An 18,865-nucleotide genomic window follows, 5' to 3' on the forward strand; every position below is an offset into this window, starting at 1 on the left:
TGTCTCCTCGGCTGTCACGAACGGACCGGTTGTGGCGCGTCGCCGCGCGGCCGGACGAGTTCCCCGCTGTGGTCAAGGGCGTGCGCGCTGACTCCGGATATCCGGGCGAGCACCTGCCCTTCGCCGCTCAGCGCGGTCAGTTCCCCGGTGGCGAAGTCGCCGTGCAGCCGGATGACCGGGTGCCGTGCGCTGAGCCGGCAGTCGTCGCCCGGTCCGCCGAGGTCGACCTCGTCGAGGCCGGCCATCGGTCCGACCAGGGGCGGGAGGTCGCCGCGCGGCGGCAGCAGCAACAGGTGGACCATCGCGTCGAGGAGGATCGCCGGCACGGTCGTCCCGGCGAGGACCGGGGCCCAGGCGGTGTGGTCGAACCGGAACCGGGCGCTGTTGCCGTCCGGGCCGCGGGCGTAGTCCCCGGTGCCCGCGAAGGGTCCGGTGAGGGAGATCGGCGGGTTCGGGGAGTAGAAGGGCATCGCGAAGTCGGGTTCGGGTTCGTGGCCGGAGAAGTCGGGCGGTCCTGGCAGCGCCGGGTAGCGGTCGGCGAGCAGCACCCGGGTCTCGCAGAGCAGGTCGTTGAAGCGCAGCACCTTGCCGTTCTTGCCGATGCGGTGCGCGGTGATCCGCACGGCCACCTCGGCGCGGTCGCCGTCGCGGCTGACGACGCGGGCCTCGACGGACACCGTGCGCAGCGGTCCCGCGAGCCTGACGGTGATCGACGAGCGGCAGACGAGGGAGCGGAACCCGGTGACGCGCAGCCCGGGGCAGAGGGTGGCGGCGGCGGCCGCGGCGGCTTCCAGGGTGAACGTTCCCGCCAGGGTGTACTCGCCGTTGACCTGGTGGTGGCGCATCCAGCGGCCGTCGCGCTCGGCGAGGGTGCGCGGGTCCCAGGTCTTGGTGAACACCGCCCAGTCGTCGCCCCGGTAGAGCACGCCGTCCAGGAGCGGTGAGGTCAGCGCCGGGTCCGGTGGAGCGGGGTCGGGGGTGTCGGGGGCCTCGGCCCGCGGCACGGCGCGGTCGCCGTGGGTGCGGATGCCGCGCCGGGCGAGCAGGACGCGTTCCTCCTCGCGGATGAAGAACGCCACGCCGCCCGCGGGGGGCCTGGTCACCGCGGAGAGGAACTGGGCGCGGCCCTGCGCGGTGCTGATGTAGGCGTCCATCTTGTTGCGTTTGAGGGTCTCGCGCATGGTGACGCTGCTGGCGACGCCGACCTCGCGCCAGCCGCTCCACAGGACCGCGACCTCGTGCCGGTCGGCGGGTCCGCGCCGCTGCGCCCTGGCGCTCGCGTACGCGAGGTACTCGTTGACGGCGCAGTAGTCGATGTCGCCGGGCGCGGGGGCGAGCGTGGCCAGGGTGCTGAAGGTGCACCAGACGAGGGGCGGGTGTCCGGCCAGGGCCCGCTTCAGGTTGCGGTAGCCGGTTGCCTTGGTGGCGCGGACGGCCCGGAAGTCCGTGAGGGTCTTGGCGTGCAGGGCGCGGGAGCGCAGGTCGAGGACGGTGTTGATGAGCAGGTCGATCCGCCCGTGCCGGTCGAGGATCTCGTGGAGGACGGCGGTGGTGCGGGCGGCGTCCAGGACGTCGCCCACCCGGTGGTGGACCCGGTCCTGGCCGCACAGCGCGGTCAGCCGCTCCACGGTGCGGCGCACTTCGAGGCGTGCCTGGGCCTTCTCGTAGGCGAGGCGCAGGTCGCGGACGGAGGCGTCGGGGCGTCGTCGGCGTTCGGCGGCGATGAACTCGGCCTGCGGCGGCAGCGGTTCGCCGCTCTCCGGCAGCGGGGTGCGGCCGATGACGTACACGTGGGGGCGGTCGGTGCGCAGCGCCACCTCGTGGAGGAGTTCGGGGGTGATGCCGCGGGCGCCGCCGAAGGCGACCACGACCGCGCCGGGTGGCAGGGTGACCGGCGGGGACGACGACGGCGGGTCGTCGACCACGGCGAGGGCGAGCCAGTCGGAGCCGCGGCAGGCGAGGGTGTGGGTCGGTTCCTGGGCGCCGGCGGCGCGGGCGAGCTGGTCGAGCGCGGTCGCGGGGTCCGCGGCGTCGCTGAGCAGGGTCACCCCGCCGCACTGCGGGACCTCCGCGCGCACGGAGCGGACCAGGCCGGTGAAGAGGCCGCTCAGCGGGGGCGGCAGCTCGTCGGGCAGCGCGCCGATCAGGAGCGCGGCGAGCGAGCCGCCGTTGCGCAGCGCGGGCAGCGCCGCCTGGAGCGTGGTGAACGCGAGGTCCTGGAGGTCCTCGGCGCGCGCCGCCTCCGTCTCGTCGCACCCGTCGTCGTCGGCGGCGAGCCGGGACAGCACCCGGATGTGCCGGGGGACGAACGGCAGCCCGGCCAGCGCGTCCCGGGCGTCCTCGGGCCGGACGTGGGCGGCGCCCGCGATGCCGGGCCGCGGTGACCAGACGGCGGTGTCCTGGCCGGTGACGGCGGCGGCGAGGTCGGGGGCGTCGGTGAGGACGACGGTGCCCGGCGGGACGGACGGGGTGCCCCGGGTGGGCGGCGGCGGTGAGGTCGGGACCAGCCGGAAGGTCTGGCGGCGGCCGGTGAACGCCTCGCCGGGACCGGGGAGTTCGGACGTGGCCGGGGCCGCGGTCGCGACGGTGGCGTCGAGGGAGGCGGGTTCGGCGGTGGTGGGCGTCTGTTCCCTCGGTGTCTCCCGGTGGGTCGCGTCGGCGGCGTCGGTCTGTCGGTCCGTCGGTGGGGTGAAGCGGATCACCGGTGAGCCGGTGGCGGCCGGGCCCACCACGGTGTCCGTCTCCGTGACGACCGCGTTGAGGACCGTCAGCAGGGCGTCGAGGGAGAGGTAGGTGTGTCCGCTGCCGGCCAGCACCGGCAGCGCGTGCGAGGCCGCGGCCGGACGCCGCGGGTCGGGGGCGGCGGCCTCGGTGGAGAGCGTGCCCAGGATGGGGAACCCGTGTTCCAGCGCGGTCGAGCGGCGGGCGACGGCGAGGACCGCCGCGCCCTCCGCGATGGACCTGCCCTCCGGCACCAGCCGGTCGAGGTGCCGGTCCCAGCCGCTGATCGGCCGCAGGCACACCGCGCCGACCAGCGCGATGTCGCAGGCCCGGTGGCGGAGTTGGCGCAGCGCCAGGTCGACGGCGGTGTGCGCGGAGTCGCGCTGGGAGTAGACGCTGGTCCCCAGGGCCTGGAAGTCGTAGTAGTTGGCGGCCCGGCCGGAGAGGATGCAGGAGACCGCGCCGGTGAAGTCGTCCTCGTTCAGGTCGCCGGGGATCACTCCCTCGGCCTCCGCCATGCCCTTCGCGAGGTACTCCCTGAGCACCCGGGCCTGCTCCGGGTCGGGCAGCAGGTCGAAGGTGGTGGCGCACTCGGCGGCGTGCACCCGCAGCGCCGCCTGGGTGTTGTGCGTGGTGGGGAGGGTCGAGCCGATCACGATCGCGGTGGTGGGCCGCAGGCTCCTGCCGGGCTCGCCGAGCTGTTCGAGGAGCGGGCCGAGCGCCTGGAGCACCATCAGGTGGGCGGCGTCCATGTGCCGCATCGTCAGCGGCGGGATCCGCACGTCACGCGGGGACGGCAGGGGGTAGGGCGTCCCGAAGCCCGGCTCCGGGAGCGGTCCCTCACCGCGCAGCCAGGCGGGTACCTGGTCGGGCTCCATCCCGGGCAGGTGGGTGTTCCAGCCCACCACGACCAGGTCCTCCCGGTCGTCGCGGACGTCGACACCCCGCCGCCGCGGGGGCACCGAGCGGGGCGCGTGGTCGGAGAGGACGACGTGCGCGTCGGCGCCGCCGAGCCCGAACGACGACACTCCGACGACCCGGGGGCGTGCCGCGTCGGCCGGCCAGGGGGCGTCCGACACCGGCACGGTCAGTCGCCTGCCGTCGCCCAGCAGCGGATGCGGGTCGGTCACCACGGGCTGCCCGGGGACCGCTCCGCGGTCGAGGGCGACCAGCGCGTGCGCGACGGAGACCAGGCCGGCCAGCACTCCGGTGTGTCCGAAGACCTGTTTGTTCGACGTCAGCAGGCAGGTCCGGTCGCTCTCGCCGAGCCGCGACAGCAGCGAGCGGAGTTCGATCTCGTCGCCGACGGGTGTGCCGGTGCCGTGCGCCACGATCCAGTCGACGTCGTCGGAGCCGACGCCCGCGTCGTCCCAGGCGCGGGCGATGGCCAGTTCCTGGCCGCGGGTCGCGGGGGCGTGGATGCCCTTGCCGCGGCCGTCGGCGGCGAGTCCCGTGCCGCGGATGACGCCGAGCACCCGGTCGCCGTCGGCGACGGCCCGCGCGTAGGGCTTGAGGACGAGCGCGATGGCGCCCTCGCCGATCAGCGTGCCGTCGGCGGCGCGGTCGAAGGGCCGCACCCTGCCGCTCATGGAGATGCCCTGGGCGCGGCAGAACAGGGTGAACCCGATCGGTTCGATCACCGAGGTGCCGCCGGCCAGCGCGAGGTCGCAGGAGCCCTCGCGCAGCGCCTTGACCGCCGCGTCCAGGGCGAACAGACCGCTGGCGCAGGCCGCGTCGAGGGTCAGGTGCTGGGTGTCGACGGGGATCAGGCCGCGCAGCGCGTTGCGGACGACGGACGCGGGCAGGTAGGACTGCGGGTCACCGCCGTCACCGCCGTAGTGCGCGCTGATGGCGTGGTCGGCCAGTTCCGCGAGCCACTCGCCGTCCCGGTCGGCCGGGATCGCCTCGCGCACCATGCGCCGGTACTCGTCGCCGAGGACGACGCCCTGGGGGCCGAGGCCGGTCTGGTCGTGGATGCCGGTGGTCGCGGTGAGCCAGCGGTCGGTGGGGCGGCGGCGCACCCCGGCCAGGGCCTGGACGGCGCAGTGCCGCAGCCAGCGGGTGGTGCGCGGCCAGCCGGGGTGGCCGACGTTGCCGTCCGGCTCGGTGAGGGAGGCGGGGTCGGGCACGAAGTCGTGGAGGTATCCGGCCTCGCGGACGTAGAAGGCGTCGGTCTCCTCGCGGGTGGGCGCCCAGAAGTGCGCGAGGTCGAAGGAGGACGGCTCGCTGGAGAGCGGGGCGCCTTCGCGCAGCCGGTCCCAGAACTCGGCCGCGTCGTTGGCCCCTGGCAGGGCGAGGCCCAGTCCGACGACCGCAACGGCGCCGGGGTCGGCGGCGGCGTCCACCGTCACGTCCAGGTCCACCTGCGGCTCCACGTCCTCGTTCGCCTCCACGGCCTTGGCCTCCGACCGGTGCGGTGTCTCGTGCCGTGTCTCGTCCCGTGCCGGGTCCCGGTCGTGCGCGGCTGACGGCGTGTCCTGTGTGCCGTTCAGGGCCGTGTTCAGGGCCTCCCTCAGCGCCTCGTCCGGCGGTCGGGCCGCCGGCGGTTCGGGGCGGGGAGCCGGGGGCGGGGCGGCCGGCGCGGGGGGTGCGGCGGGCTCCGGGGCCTGGGCCGACGCGGACACCGACGTCCGGGGGGACGGGACGGACACCGACGGCGAGGACGACGGTGCCGGTGCCGGTGCCGACGGCGCCGGTCGCGCCGAGGCCGGCGCCGACACTGCTGACGCTGACGCCGATGTCGCTGACGCCGATGGCGCTGTCGCCGATGTCGCTGTCGCCGATGTCGCCGATGTCGCCGACAGGACCGGGACGCGGGACGGCTTGGTCACCCGGTCGGCCAGTTTGCTGTGCAGGCGCAGCCCCTGCATGCCGCCGATGCTGATCCCGCCGTCCGCGACGAGGGTCTGTCCGGTGATGAACCCGGCGTCCTCGTGCAGGAGGTGCACGATCAGCCTGGCCGCCTCCGGGGTGGAGAGCGTGCGGTTCATCAGGTCGTCGACCGCGTCGGCGCGGCCGACCGTCGCCGGGCCGTCGAGGTTGACGACGATCTCGCTGGCGATGGACCCCAGCAGCACGGTGTTGACGCGGATGCCCTCACCGGCCAGTTCCAGGGCGAGGTAGCGGACCAGGGACTCCAGTGCCGCCTTGGTGACTCCCCCGGGTCCGTAGCCGGGAACCGGCTGGTGCGCGCCGACGCTGGACAGGCAGAGGATGCTCGCGCCGTCGCGTCCCTTCATCAGCTCGGTCGCCCGGCGGGCGCAGTGGTAGACCGCCATCACGTTGGTGGACCACGCCCGCTGCCAGTAGGTGTCGTCGATGTCGAACAGCGGCAGGAACGCTCCGCCGGCCGCGTTGTTGATCAGGATGTCCAGGCCGCCGTGGCGCTCCTCGATCAGGTCGAACATGCGGTCGATCTCGCTGGGCTTGGCCACCGAGGCGCGGATGAACTCGCAGCTGTGTCCCGCCTGTTCCAGTTCCTCCTGGAGCAGCTTCGCGCGGTCGACCGAGTGGAAGTAGTTCACGATCACATGGGCGCCGCCCTCGGCCAGGCGGCGCACGATGTCCGCGCCGAGGCTCTTCGCGGCGCCCGTGACGAGGGCGACCTTGCCCCGCAGGCTGTCGTCGGTCACCCGGAGGCCTCCGCCCGGCGCTGGACGACGCTCTCCGCGATCCGGCGCAGCGTGCCGGCGGTCAGCAGCGAGGAGTCCGACCTGAGATCGGGCAGGTCGTAGCGGTCGGAGACCCGGCCGAGCAGGGTGACCTGCTTGAGCGACTCCACGCCCAGTTCGGACTCCAGGCCGTCGTCCTCGCCGAGCAGGTCGGGCGGGTAGCCGAGGAAGTCGCCGTAGAGCGTGCGCAGTTCGGCCAGCACGGTCTCGTAGTCCGGCCCGGCGGAGGACGGCGCGGCCGGCTCCGGCAGGGCGGTCGGCACGGTCACGACGGCCTGTGCGACGGGAGCGGGCGCGGGCGCGGCGGCGGGTTCCGGGTACGCCACCGGCGCGGTCACGGACACGGTGACCCGGGGTGGTGCCTCGACGACGGCGACCGGTGGTCCGGTGCGCTCCGGTTCGCTCGATCGCGGGGAGGGCAGGACGCGGTCGCTCGGCCGGGGCTGGGGGCGCGGGCGGATCGGGCCGAACGTCTGCGGGTCGTCGGCCAGCGCGCGGACGGCCGCGACCGGGTCGCTCTCGCTGAGCGGGACGACACACCGCACGCCGGGGATCGACGCCTCGACGAACTTGGTGACGACGGGCCACTCGCCGCACTCCACGAAGGCGTCGGCGCCCGCGGCGTGCAGGTCGCGGACGGTGTGCAGCATCCGGACCCGGGCGGTGAGGGCGCCCGCGACCAGGTCGACCGGGTCGTCGTCGCCGACGTCGCGGCCGAGCCAGGGGGAGACCACCCGCCACTGCCCCGAGCCGTAGGGGCCCCTGGGGGCGGACTCGCGGAGGTCGCGGGCGGCCCGTGCCATGGCCGGGGTGTGCGTGGGGTGCGGGACGTCCAGCGGGAGGCTCGGCCAGCCGAGCGCGTCGGCCACCCGCTCCACGTGCCGGATCAGCTCCTCCGGGCCGCTGATGACGCTCTGTCGGGGGGCGTTCTCGCAGGCGAGCACCAGGTGGGGGTGGTCGATCAGACCGGCCAGGGACTCCGCCCTGCGGCCGTCGACGCCGACCGCGAGCATCTTCCCCTTCCAGCTGTGCCGGGTCAGCGCCTGGGACCGGGCGACGGCCAGGCGCGCGGCGTCCTCGACCGGGAGGTGGCCCGCGGCGGCGAGGGCCCACAGCTCTCCGATGCTCTGGCCGACGATCGCGACGGGCTCGACGCCCTCGGCGACCAGCATGTGGTGCGTCGCGAGGCTGACGGCGAAGATCTCCAGGTACTGGACCTCGGGGCCGAGGCGCTCGCTGTCGGCGTCGGCCTCGATCAGCCGGGTGCTGATGTCGGGCAGTCCCAGGCCCCTTGCCGCCTTGTCGATGCGTGACAGCGCGTCGCGGACTGTCTCGTAGCGGTTGTGGAGGTCGCGGAGCACACCCCCGCGCGGGGCGGCGACAGTTCCGGGCATGACGAAGACAGCATCCACCTGTGCATCACCCTCATTTCCGTCCCGGCCGCCGGCGTTGTCTCATCGGCGGGCCGGGATCCGCGACGCCATGACGGCGCAACGAAACCGACGACACATGTTCACTTGCCGCGCTATACCTGAGTGGGAGATCCGGCGAAATAGACCTTCGGCAGAAAGTTGTTTCCTGCTTGTTTCATGCCGAACGAGGTCCGCATTAACGGTATCCGGGCGTCTTCCGCGTGAGCAATGATATTTGGGCACCTAGTTTCAGCCTAAACGGATCATGTATTTCAATTGGCCAATCACACTCAGGCGCCCTTGCCGCGGCCCACGACGCGTGTTAGCCCTGGTCCCCCGAGCCCGCACGACGGCCACACCATGACCGTTTCCTCATGTTTTATTCTCGGACATTCGAACGTAATTCGACGGCACAGGTGCCCTTATTCCGATAAGCAGACCTGACCGGGACCGATCGCGCGCCGGATGTCGGTCACCTCCGCCGGCCCGCTCGATCCGCCCCGTCCGGCGCCTTCACCGATTCGCGAATCAGCCAATCCGGCCCACCGGCCGAAAGATGAGCAGGTGTCACGTTCTCCCGCCAAAATCGCCGACGGCACCGGAGCCCCGGCCTTTCCGCGTCCACACCTCCGCGGCGACACTGACCTGATTCCGACGGCGCGGACAAGCCGCTTCCCGCGGGGCCGCACGGACTGTTCGCCTGTGCGACGCGACGGCGGCGCGGGCGGCTGCGCACACGAGCGGACTGTCCCTCTCCGCACCCTTGACACGGTCGAGCCGCCCGCTTGTATGGTCTAGTCCAACAGAACTCACCGCTTCGCATGGGGAGTTGCTCAGGCGAACCCCACTCTCCTCACTCCCCGCGTGGACGGTGAGTGCGCGTCACCTTCGCGCCTCTTGGCCCCACCCACGAGTGGCCGCGCCCGCTCGTACGGTCCCCCACACGACCGTGCGCGCACCGGGGCGGCCTGGAGTGAAGGAGTTCCGCATGCACCAGGGACGCAAGACCGCCGTGCTCATCGGCGCGGCCCTCGCCCCCGTCATCGCCGTCAGCCTGCCCGCCGCGTCGGCGAGCGCGCACGGCTACATCTCCGACCCGCCCAGCCGGCAGGCGCAGTGCGCCGCCTCCACGGTCTCCTGCGGGGACATCACCTATGAGCCGCAGAGCGTCGAGGGCCCCAAGGGGCTGACCAGTTGCAGCGGCGGCAACAGCCGGTTCGCCGACCTCGACGACGACAGCAAGGGCTGGACCGTCACCCCGGTGGCGAAGAGCACCACGTTCTCCTGGCAGCTCACCGCGCGCCACTCCACGAGCACCTGGGAGTACTACGTGGCCGGTCAGCGCATCGCCCTCTTCGACGACGGGGGCGCCCAGCCGGGCGCGCGGGTCGACCACCAGGTCGACTTCGGCGCCCTGAGCGGCAAGCAGAAGGTCCTCGCCGTCTGGAACGTGGCCGACACCGACAACGCGTTCTACGCCTGCATCGACGTCAACGTCGGCGGCTGACCGCCGGGTCGGGGCCGCGCGTCCCGTCCTCCCCGCTCACTCCCCCCACGCGCCGATCGACAGGAGTCATCCTCGTGCACGTCCACAGAATCGGCCTGCTGGCCGCCACCGGTGCCGCCGCCGCGCTCGGTACGCTGACGCTCGCTCCGGCCGCCGTCGCCCAGAAAGCCGAATCCTCCACCGCCGCCGCCGAATTCGTGGTGAGCGAGGCGCAGTTCAACCAGATGTTCCCGGGCCGGAACTCCTTCTACACCTACAGCGGACTCACCGACGCGCTCGGCGCGTATCCCGGATTCAGCAACACCGGCAGCGACACGGTGAAGAAGCAGGAGGCCGCGGCCTTCCTCGCCAACGTCGGCCACGAGACCGGCGGGCTCGTCTACGTCGTCGAGCAGAACACCGCCAACTACCCTCATTACTGCGACACTTCACAGCCGTACGGCTGCCCGGCCGGTACCGACAAGTACTACGGGCGCGGGCCGATCCAGCTCAGCTGGAACTTCAACTACAAGAGCGCGGGGGACGCGCTCGGCATCGATCTGCTCAACAATCCGGACCTGGTGCAGAACGACGCGTCCGTGGCCTGGAAAACGGGCCTGTGGTACTGGAACACGCAGAACGGGCCCGGCACGATGACCGCGCACAACGCGATGGTCAACAGCGCGGGGTTCGGGCAGACCATCCGGTCCATCAACGGCAGCCTGGAGTGCGACGGCGGCAATCCGACGCAGGTCCAGAGCCGGATCGACAACTACCAGCGCTTCACGCAGATCCTGGGTGTCGACCCGGGCGGCAACCTCAGCTGCTGACGCGCACCCTCTCCACGTTCGGGCCGTCCCGGTTCTGCCGGGACGGCCCGTCCGCGTCCGGCGAGTCACGGACGACGCCGCGGAAGGCGCGGCGGAGGACGGCGCAGTCCCGGAAGACGCCGTGGAGGTACCCGCCTCCGTGCGCATCGCCGTCACCTCGCGCATGCCGCCCCCCCCTGACATCCCCTGCGCCCCCGCGAAGGCGCCGAGGGCGGCGTCCGCCGTCCCTCCCACGCGCCGCGTGGCGGTCGCGCTCGTCGCCCCGGCCGCGTGGTCAGCTGGCCTGCCGTTGTCCGAAAGTCTGCCGTCGACGGCCTGAAAAACACTTCCTGCACACCCGTTGACTATGGACATCCCTGTACCTACGCTCTCGCTTGTCCATGGTTGTCCATACACAAAGTGGTGTGTCGATGAAGATCGCGGTTGTCGGAAGTTATGGCGCCGGCCTGACCATGCGGGTCCCCAAGGCGCCCGCCGCGGGCGAGACCGTCTCCGGCGGTACCTTCGCTCCCGGCCCCGGTGGCAAGGGCAGCAACCAGGCCGTCGCCGCCGCCCGGCTGGGCGCCGAGGTCGCGCTCCTCACCGCGGTCGGTGACGACGACTTCGGCCGCGCGGCACACGAGCTGTGGCGGGCGGAAGGGGTCGACGCCTCGCGGGTGCTGACCGCCGGGGCACCCACCATGGTCGGGTTCATCCTGGTCGAGCCGTCCGGGGAGAACCGCATCGCCATCGCCCCCGGCGCCCTCGACGAGCTGGACGCCGCCGCCGTCGAGGGCTTCCGCGCCGAGATCGCCGCCGCCGACATCCTGATCGTCTCGATGGAGATCCCCGAGGACGCCGTCGTCGCCGCGCTCCGTGCCGGCCGTGAGAACGGCACCCGCACCCTGCTCAATCCGGCGCCCGCCCGGCCGCTGCCCGACGCGTGCTGGCCGCTGATCGACGTGATCACCCCGAACCAGACGGAGGCACCCGTCCTCCTCGGCCTCGACGCGGAGCACCGGCTCGACGACGAGGAACTGGTCAGCGCCCTGCGCGAGCGCACCGGCGGGGTCGCCCTGCTCACCCGGGGCGGTCAGGGGGCGCTCGTCGCCGAGGCGTCGGGCGTCACCGCCGTGCCGCCGCTGCGGGCGAGGTCCGTCGTCGACACCACGGGTGCGGGCGACTCCTTCACCGCCGCCCTGGCCGTCGCCCTGGCCGAGGGCCGACCCGTCGCCGAGGCGGCCGGGTTCGCCGCCGCGGCCGGCGCCCACACCGTCTCCGTCGCGGGCGTCATCCCCGCCCTTCCCACCAGAGACCAGCTGAACGCCCGGATTGGAAACGCCTCGTGACTCTGACCACGTCCACCTCACCCGCACCGGCGGCGTCGCCGGGCCCCGACTCCGCCCGGCAGCTCCCGTCGGCGCTGCGCCGGCTGCTGCACGCCCGCGAGGCGGGGGTGTTCGCCGCGCTGGTACTGCTGTTCCTGCTGGGCACCGTGCTCTCGCCGACCTTCGCCCAGTCCGACAACCTGCTCTCGGTGGGCCAGCAGATCGCGCAGATCGGCATCATGGCCGTCGGCGTGACCTTCGTGATCCTCAACGGCGAGATCGACCTCTCGGTCGGCTCCACCTACGCGCTCTCCGCCATCTCCACCGGCATGCTGATCTCGGACGGCTGGAGCTGGCCCGCGGCGATGCTCGTCGGACTGGCCGTCGGCGTCCTGGCCGGGCTCGTCAACGGGCTGGCCGTGGTGGTCCTCGGCGTCCCCTCCTTCATCGTCACCCTGGGCACCCTCAGCGTCTTCCGGGGTGTCGCCCTGCTCATCTCCGACGGCGCCCCGATCTCGCTGAGTTCGTCCAAGCCGGGCGTCGCCGAGTTCAACCTGCTCGGTCAGGGGCGGCTGTTCGGCGTCGTGCCCATGCAGTTCGTGTTCTTCGCCGCCGTCGCCGCCGTCGGCGTGGTGCTCCTGGCCCGCTCCCGCTTCGGCTTCAACACCTACGCGGTGGGCGGCAATCAGGAGGCGGCCCGGCTGGTCGGCGTCAACGTCAAGCGGGTCAAGCTCGCCGCGTTCGTGCTCTCCGGGTTCACCGCCGCTCTCGCGGGCGTCCTCGGGCTGTCCTTCCTCTCCTATGTGCAGGGGGTGACCGGCCAGGGCCTCGAACTCACCGTCATCTCGGCCGTCATCATCGGCGGCGCCGCGCTGTTCGGCGGCTCGGGCACGATGTGGGGCACCGTCATCGGCGTCGCCTTCATCGGCCTGCTGCAGAACATCCTCAACATCAAGGGCATCTCGTCCTTCTGGCAGACCGTGGTCACCGGTCTCGTGATCGTCGCCGCCGTCGCGGCCGACACCTGGCAGCGCAGGCGCAAGAGCCGCGCCTGACCGGCCCGCACCGCCGGCGCCCGGCACCGCCCGGGTCCCGCCCCACCCCTTTGCCCCACCCGCCCCACGCCTCACGCCTCACATCGTTCTGCCCTGCCCTGCCCCTCACCACACCGCACCGCCGTCGGACACGACAAAGGAGTCACCATGTCCCCGCGTACGCTCCTCAGATCACTCGCCGCCGTCACGGCCGCCACCGCGGCCCTCGCCCTGACCGGATGCGGTGCCGTCACCGCCGCCGACTCGGGCAGCTCGAACGGTTCGAAGGACGGTTCCTTCAAGCTCGCCGACTACATCCAGCAGCGGATCGACGACCACAAGCCGATGCGCGTCAAGCTGAGCTACCACGACCCCTCCCTGGCCTTCGCCACGCCGATCTCCGTGGGCATGAAGCGGGCCGGCAAGGAGCTGGGCGCCGATGTCGCGCTCATCGGCCCCACCGGCGGTGACGCCGCCAAGCAGGTCTCCGAGATACAGACCCTCATCCAGCAGAAGGCCGTGGACGGCCTCGCCGTCTCCTCCGCGTCGAGCGACGCCCTCAAGCCGGTCATCGGCCAGGCGTACAAGGCCGGCATCCCGATCATCTCCTTCAACACCGACAACCCCGACTCCGAGCAGATGGGCTTCGTCGGCCAGGACCTCAAGGGCTCGGGCAAGGCGCAGGCCGAGGAGCTGCGCAAGCAGCTCAAGGGCGACGTCGCCGGCAAGTCCGTCGTGGTGTTCTCCGTGGACACCGGCGCCGGCTGGTCGCACGACCGCTTCTCCGGGTTCGAGGAGGGCATGAAGGGCAGCGGGCTGAAGATCGTCGGCCCCGTCAACGTCGGCAACGAGCCCAACGCCGCCTACAACACCGTCGAGTCGACGATGTCCGGGCAGTCCAAGGTCGTCGCCGTCGCGGGTCTCGACTGCTGCTCCACCACCGCGGCCGCCAAGTGGGTGTCCCGGTCGGGGCACGCGGACGGCATCGCCATGGGCGGCTTCGACCTCCTGACCCAGACCGCCGAGTACGTCGACCGCGGGGTCCTCGACTTCACCATCAGCCAGAACCCGACCGAGCAGGGCTACCAGGCCGTCAAGGTGCTCAACGACTTCCTCACCAAGGGCACGAAGATCACCGGAGTGGACACCGGCGCCCAGTTCATCACCCGCGCCAACCTCTCCGACGCCACGGTGGAGGACTGATGCCGGCCGACCCCGCCATCCAGGTACGTGGTCTGTCCCGCAGCTTCGGGCCGGTGCGTGCCCTGCGCGACGTCTCCTTCGACGTGCCCGCCGGGGAGATCACCGCGCTGCTCGGGGAGAACGGCGCGGGCAAGTCGACCCTCCTGAAGATCCTCGCCGGACTCCAGCCGCCCAGCGAGGGCGGGGTGAGCGTCTTCGGCGAGGAGGTCACCTCCTTCGACCCGAGCACGATGCTGGGCCGCCACGGTGTCGCGATCGTCCCGCAGGAACTGTCCCTGCTGCCCGACCGCAGCGTGGCGGAGAACGTGCTCAGCGGGGTGGAGCCGGGCAGCCGCTGGTTCCCCTCGCGGCGCCGCATGGTGGAGCGCACCGCCGAACTCCTCGACGAACTCGACCTCGCGCTCGACCCGGGCGCCTCCGTGCGGAGCCTGGACCTCGCCACCCAGCAGCTCATCGTGGTGGCCAGGTCGGTCGCCAGGGGCTGCCGGGTGCTGATCCTGGACGAGCCGACCGCGATGCTCACCCCCGCCGAGGCCGACCGCCTCTTCGCCCTGATGGACCGGCTCAAGGCGGCCGGTACCACCATGCTCTACGTCTCGCACCGCATGCCCGAGGTCTTCCGCCTCGCCGACCACATCCAGGTGCTGCGCGACGGCGGTCACGTCGCCTCCTGGCGCAGCGCCGACACCACGCCCGAGCGGGCGGTCGCCGCCATGGTCGGCCGCGAGCTCGGCCAGTTCACCCGCCGGGAGCCGTCCGCCGACCGGAGCGCGGCCGAACCCGTGCTCAAGGTCCGGGAGTTGAGCGGGCGCCGGCACGCCGGTGTCTCCTTCGACCTGCGTCCCGGTGAGATCCTCGGGGTGGCGGGGCTGCCCGACTCCGGGCGGGTGGAGCTGCTGCACAACCTCTTCGGCGGTGAGCGCGGCAGCGGCGGCACGGTGGAGCTGCTGGGCCGGGCCTACGAGCGGCGCAACCCGATCGCCAGTGTCGAGCGCCGGCTCGCGTTCGTCCCCGGCGAGCGGCGCGCGCAGGGGCTGCTGACCACGATGAGCGTCGGTGAGAACGTCGGCGCACTCACCACGAGGACGTTCAGCCGGCTCGGTCTGCTGCGCCGTCGCGCCTTCGACTCCGCAGCCGCGGAACAGGCGGAGCGGCTGCGGGTGAAGACGGCCACCATGGGCCAGCCCATCACCAGCCTGTCGGGCGGCAACCAGCAGAAGGCGGTGCTGGGCCGCTGGCTGGCCATCGACCCCGGGGTGCTGATCCTCGACGAACCCACCCGGGGCGTGGACATCGGCGCCAAGGCGGAGATCTACGCGCGGCTCTTCGGGCTCGCCGAGGAGGGGCTCGCGATCCTCTGCTCCTCCTCCGACCTGCCCGAACTCCTCACCCTCACCGACCGGATCGCCGTCATGAGCGAGGGCCGCCTGGTGGCGGTCGTCGACACCGCGGACGCCACCGAGGAGTCCGTGATGGCGCTGGCCACCGGGACGAAGCGGGCCGCCGCCTGACCGCCGACAGCCGCCGCCCCTCCCCCGTCGTCCCCCGGCACGACCCCGTGACCTCACGAACCGCATGACCCCACGAAAGGAAACCGACCGATGAAGCGCTCCGGCATCCTCAACGCCGAACTGAGCGGGGCCCTCGCCACTCTCGGCCACACCGATCTGCTGCTGGTCGTCGACGCGGGCTTCCCCGTGCCGCGCGACGCGCACCGCGTCGATCTCGCGCTCGCCGAGAACCTGCCCGACCTGCGGACCGTGCTCGGTCTGATCGCCGACGAACTGGTCGTGGAGGGCGTGGTGCGGGCCGAGGACGTCCCCACCCACAACCCGCGGCTGGACGCGTGGCTGCGCGAGCGGTTCACCGGCGCCGAGTTCACCACCCGCCCGCACGCCGAGGTGCTCGGCGGCCTCGCCCGGCAGGCCAAGGTCGTCGTGCGCACCGGGGCCTTCGAGCCCTGGGGCAACATCGGCCTGTTCTGCGGGGTCGACGCGCCGCGCTGGTTCGGCGGCGAGGGCGTCGTCGTCCCCGAGCAGTACGCGTCCAAGGTCTGAGCGACCTCACCCGTCGCCGGCTGCGCACCACCCGCCCGACGGCCCGCGCGGCCCGCGCCGCGCACCACCCGCCACCGGCTCCGCCGCACCGGCGGACGTCACCACGCGGCGGCCCCGACCGAGCGGACCGGCCTCTGCCGGCCGGCCGCCCCGCCGCATTCGATCCCAGGGAGAACACCCCATGTCCGAAACCACCGTCACCGCCTCCGAACTCACGCTGACCCCGGCCGAGTTGGCGCCCTACATCCAGCACACCAAGATCGACCCGGACGCGTCGCGCGACGAGATGATCGCCCACGCCAGGGAGGCCGTCACGCACGGCTTCAACGCGGCCATGGTGCCCGCCTCCTGGCTGCCCGTCGTCGTCGCCGAACTGCGCGGCACCGGCGTCGAGGTCGCCTCCGCGCTCGACTTCCCCACCGTCGGCGTGATGACCAGCGCGGGCAAGGCGGCCGAGGCCGCCGAGATAGCCAGGCTCGGCGCCGACCAGCTCGACATGGGCGTGCAGATCGGCTGGCTCAAGAGCGGTCGCTTCGACGACTTCCGCGAGGACATCGCCGGGGTCGTCCGCGCGAGCGGACTGCCCGTCAAGGTCATGCTCGAACTGCCCCTGCTGACCGACGCGGAGAAGGAGGCCGCCGTCGAACTGTCCATGGAGGCGGGCGCCGCCTTCCTGAAGAACGCCAGCAGCGGACAGATCGAGACGGCGAACCCGGCGAGCGTGGGCTACCTTGTCGAGCGGGCGCGCGACGGGGTCCGGGTCAAGGCGTCCGGCTCCATCAAGAGCTACCGGCAGGGCCTGGCCCTGCTGCGGGCGGGAGCCTCGCTGCTCGGCACCAGCGCCGGTCTGTCGATCATCACCGACACCGGGGACGAGTCGACGGCCAGCTACTGACCTGCCCTCACCACCGTGCCCCGGCCGCCGCCCGCGGCCGGGGCACGGCCCACCCGAGGCCGGAGCCGTCCGACTCCTCCGGCCCGACGCGAGAAGGAGATGCGACGACTGTGACGGCCGACGAACGGGGACTTCCGGGCATCCAGCGGGATGTCCCCACGGCGATCCATGTCCAGATCTCGGAACACATCCGGCTGCGGATCGCCGGCGGCGAGTGGCCGGCGCACTATCGCCTCAAGAGCGAACCCGAACTGGCCCAGGAGTTCGGCGTCAGCCGCGGCACCCTGCGCCGGGCCCTGACCACCCTGATCGAGGAGGGGCTGCTGCGGCAGGTGCGCGGGCGCGGCACCTTCGTCACCTCGACGACGATCGAACCGGCCATCGCCCAGAAGCTGAGCACCCTCTCCGAGGACTTCGCCAGCCAGGGCGTCGTCACCACGACCACGGTCCGCGAGTGCTCGCTGATCGTCCCGCCCCGGCCCGTCGCCGCGCTGCTGGATCTCGCGCCCGGCACGCCGGTGCTGAGCCTGACCCGGGTGCGCGCCACCGACGAGGGCCCGGTGGCGCTGCTCTCCAACTTCGTGCGCACCGACCTCGCCCCGGGCATCGAGGAGGTCGACTTCACGGCGTCCAGCCTCTTCGGCGTCCTGGAGGGCACCTACGGTCTGAAGATCGCCACGGCCCGCCGGACGTTCGGCGCGGAGGCCGCCACGGCGGAGGTCGCCGAGGCGCTCGCGCTCGACGAGGGCGCGCCCGTGCAGTACCTCCAGCAGGTCACCTATCTCGCCGACGACCGCCCGGTGGAGTACTCGGACGTGTGGATCCACAGCGGCCGGCTGCGCGTCACCTCGCTTCTGGTGCGCCGGTAGGAACCGGTTGCCGCGCGGGTCAGCGGGCCGGCCCGCGCTCCTGTGCGCGGGCGCGCAGGAGCAGCCCGACCCAGCTGCGGAACGGGCGCCAGCCGTCGGCGATCCCGGCCAGTGCGGCGGGGTCGCCGGCGGCGGCCGCGTCGAGGCCGTACTCGGTGGCCATGGCCCGGTGCAGCCGGGATTCGGTGACGGGGAAGACGTCCGGGTGCCCGGCGCCGCGGATCAGGACGAGTTCCGCCGAGAACGGGCCGATGCCGGGCAGCCGTCGCAGGGTGCGCAGGGCCTCGTCGGCGGGCAGCGCGCGCAGGGCCCCGGCGTCCAGCTCGCCGTCCAGGGCCGCCTCGGCGATCGCGTGCAGGCGGGCCACCTTGACGTCGGTCAGGCCGGGGACGTCGCGCAGGCGGCGCAGCGCCTCGGGGGTGGGGAAGGCGTGCAGTCGCCGGCCCGCCACGTCGACGGCGCGGCCGTGGTCGCGGGCGATCCTGGCCTTGACGGCGGCTGCCTGGGTCATGCGGACGCGGTGGCCGATGACGGCCCAGGCGGCGGCCTCGTAGGGGGAGCAGAAGAGGACCGGGCGCAGTCCCGGGTACTGGGCCAGCAGGCTCGCGACGACCGGGTCGTGCTCGCCGACGGCCGCGAAGCCCGAGCCGTCGACGTCCAGCGAGACGATGCGGGCGATCTGGGCGCGCGCGGCGCCTGCCGGGGTGGCGTCGGGGCCGGGGTGGACGGTGAACTCGGCGCGCACCGGGGCGGGGGGCCCGCCGGCCGCCGCCTCCTTCTGGCGCAGGGCGCAGCCGATCACGCCGTGGGCGTCGTCGGCGGGGAAGGCCAGGCGCAGGACCCGGTCGTGATCCTGGTCGTGGGCGGCGGGGGTGAAGCCTTCCAGGAACCGGATCGACGCGGCCAGGGAGAACGGCCCCGCGGGGGTGAGGGAGGCGGCGGGCACCGGTCAGGCTCCGTGGGCCGTCAGGACGTAGCCCTCCGGGCCGGTGAAGGAGAACATCGGGCCGAACGGGCTGTCGGTGACCGGGGTGAGGATCTCGACGCCTGACGTGGTGAGCCGGTCGTGCAGGGCGTGGGCGTCGGAGGTGGCGAACCAGAGGGCCACGCCGAGGCCGGGGCGGCCGGCGTCCAGGTCAGTGCCGGGCAGCGGCTGCCTGACGGCCATCGGGATGGGCTTGGTGTCGAAGACGACGGCGCCGGGCGGCGAGGCGGGGGCGCGCCGCAGGCCGAGGTGGTGCTCGCAGAACGCGGCGGCGGCTTCCACGTCGCGGACCTGGAGGGCCACGAAGTCGGGTCCTTCGATGCGGACGGTCATGGTGGACTCCTCGAATCAATGTCAGGACTTTGACATTCATGACGCTAGGGCACGCCCCGGCG

The 18,865-nt window shown here is 72.9% G+C and carries 13 protein-coding genes; 9 read left to right on the forward strand and 4 right to left on the reverse strand.

Translation table 11 applies throughout. The annotated features are described in order from the left end of the window. Positions 1-14 precede the first annotated feature (14 nt). Positions 15-6,353 carry an SDR family oxidoreductase gene (locus DDJ31_RS00520; protein WP_127182294.1) on the reverse strand — a complete coding sequence of 2,113 codons (6,339 nt, stop codon included), beginning with the start codon at positions 6,351-6,353 and terminating at the stop codon, positions 15-17. After that, complete coding sequence (locus DDJ31_RS00525) at positions 6,350-7,786, reverse strand: acyltransferase domain-containing protein (RefSeq protein ID WP_127182293.1); 1,437 nt, start codon at positions 7,784-7,786, stop codon at positions 6,350-6,352. The genes DDJ31_RS00520 and DDJ31_RS00525 overlap by 4 nt, the downstream gene beginning before the upstream one ends. A 1,006-nt stretch (positions 7,787-8,792) precedes the next feature. Between DDJ31_RS00525 and DDJ31_RS00530 the strand changes: the two genes are divergently transcribed. From DDJ31_RS00530 to DDJ31_RS00570, 9 genes are all read left to right on the forward strand, one after another. Then, on the forward strand, positions 8,793-9,311 hold the full coding sequence (locus DDJ31_RS00530) for a lytic polysaccharide monooxygenase auxiliary activity family 9 protein (RefSeq protein ID WP_127182292.1): 519 nt from the start codon (positions 8,793-8,795) through the stop codon (positions 9,309-9,311). A gap of 74 nt (positions 9,312-9,385) precedes the next feature. Then, positions 9,386-10,120, forward strand: a complete 735-nt coding sequence (locus DDJ31_RS00535; RefSeq protein ID WP_127182291.1) for a chitinase — start codon at positions 9,386-9,388, stop codon at positions 10,118-10,120. Between the two features lie 410 nt (positions 10,121-10,530). After that, on the forward strand, positions 10,531-11,448 hold the full coding sequence (locus DDJ31_RS00540) for a ribokinase (RefSeq protein WP_127182290.1): 918 nt from the start codon (positions 10,531-10,533) through the stop codon (positions 11,446-11,448). Continuing rightward, positions 11,445-12,482 carry an ABC transporter permease gene (locus DDJ31_RS00545; RefSeq protein WP_240678339.1) on the forward strand — a complete coding sequence of 346 codons (1,038 nt, stop codon included), beginning with the start codon at positions 11,445-11,447 and terminating at the stop codon, positions 12,480-12,482. The genes DDJ31_RS00540 and DDJ31_RS00545 overlap by 4 nt, the downstream gene beginning before the upstream one ends. A gap of 147 nt (positions 12,483-12,629) precedes the next feature. Beyond that, positions 12,630-13,664, forward strand: a complete 1,035-nt coding sequence (locus DDJ31_RS00550; protein WP_127182289.1) for a sugar ABC transporter substrate-binding protein — start codon at positions 12,630-12,632, stop codon at positions 13,662-13,664. Then, positions 13,664-15,175: a sugar ABC transporter ATP-binding protein gene (locus DDJ31_RS00555; protein WP_127182288.1), complete on the forward strand. Its 1,512-nt coding sequence runs from the start codon at positions 13,664-13,666 to the stop codon at positions 15,173-15,175. The genes DDJ31_RS00550 and DDJ31_RS00555 overlap by 1 nt, the downstream gene beginning before the upstream one ends. Before the next feature lie 90 nt (positions 15,176-15,265). Beyond that, on the forward strand, positions 15,266-15,721 hold the full coding sequence (rbsD, locus tag DDJ31_RS00560; RefSeq protein ID WP_127182287.1) for a D-ribose pyranase: 456 nt from the start codon (positions 15,266-15,268) through the stop codon (positions 15,719-15,721). Positions 15,722-15,902: 181 nt separating this feature from the next. Further along, the gene (gene deoC / locus DDJ31_RS00565) at positions 15,903-16,616 is read left to right on the forward strand and encodes a deoxyribose-phosphate aldolase (protein ID WP_127182286.1); all 714 of its coding nucleotides are present in this window, start codon (positions 15,903-15,905) and stop codon (positions 16,614-16,616) included. A 110-nt stretch (positions 16,617-16,726) separates the two neighbouring features. Further along, positions 16,727-17,485 (forward strand): GntR family transcriptional regulator, encoded by a 759-nt coding sequence (locus DDJ31_RS00570; protein ID WP_127182285.1) that lies wholly within the window; start codon positions 16,727-16,729, stop codon positions 17,483-17,485. Positions 17,486-17,504: 19 nt separating this feature from the next. Here DDJ31_RS00570 and DDJ31_RS00575 read toward each other — a convergent pair whose 3' ends face one another. Further along, a complete protein-coding gene (locus DDJ31_RS00575; RefSeq protein WP_127182284.1) occupies positions 17,505-18,431 on the reverse strand; it encodes a DNA-3-methyladenine glycosylase family protein in 927 nt (308 codons plus the stop codon). Between the two features lie 3 nt (positions 18,432-18,434). Beyond that, entirely contained in the window at positions 18,435-18,803 is a 369-nt protein-coding gene (locus DDJ31_RS00580) for a VOC family protein (protein ID WP_127182283.1), read from the reverse strand. Between the last annotated feature and the right edge of the window lie 62 nt (positions 18,804-18,865).

It is taken from the genome of Streptomyces griseoviridis (assembly GCF_005222485.1).
Classification (GTDB): domain Bacteria; phylum Actinomycetota; class Actinomycetes; order Streptomycetales; family Streptomycetaceae; genus Streptomyces; species Streptomyces hintoniae.

Bases quoted from the DNA above. Each gene is read 5' to 3' on its own strand.
- DDJ31_RS00525 (WP_127182293.1), bottom strand. From the start codon at position 7,786: ATGCCCGGAACTGTCGCCGCCCCGCGCGGGGGTGTGCTCCGCGACCTC.
- DDJ31_RS00550 (WP_127182289.1), top strand. From the start codon at position 12,630: ATGTCCCCGCGTACGCTCCTCAGATCACTCGCCGCCGTCACGGCCGCC.
- DDJ31_RS00530 (WP_127182292.1), top strand. From the start codon at position 8,793: ATGCACCAGGGACGCAAGACCGCCGTGCTCATCGGCGCGGCCCTCGCC.
- DDJ31_RS00580 (WP_127182283.1), bottom strand. From the start codon at position 18,803: ATGACCGTCCGCATCGAAGGACCCGACTTCGTGGCCCTCCAGGTCCGC.
- DDJ31_RS00555 (WP_127182288.1), top strand. From the start codon at position 13,664: ATGCCGGCCGACCCCGCCATCCAGGTACGTGGTCTGTCCCGCAGCTTC.
- deoC (WP_127182286.1), top strand. From the start codon at position 15,903: ATGTCCGAAACCACCGTCACCGCCTCCGAACTCACGCTGACCCCGGCC.
- rbsD (WP_127182287.1), top strand. From the start codon at position 15,266: ATGAAGCGCTCCGGCATCCTCAACGCCGAACTGAGCGGGGCCCTCGCC.
- DDJ31_RS00540 (WP_127182290.1), top strand. From the start codon at position 10,531: ATGAAGATCGCGGTTGTCGGAAGTTATGGCGCCGGCCTGACCATGCGG.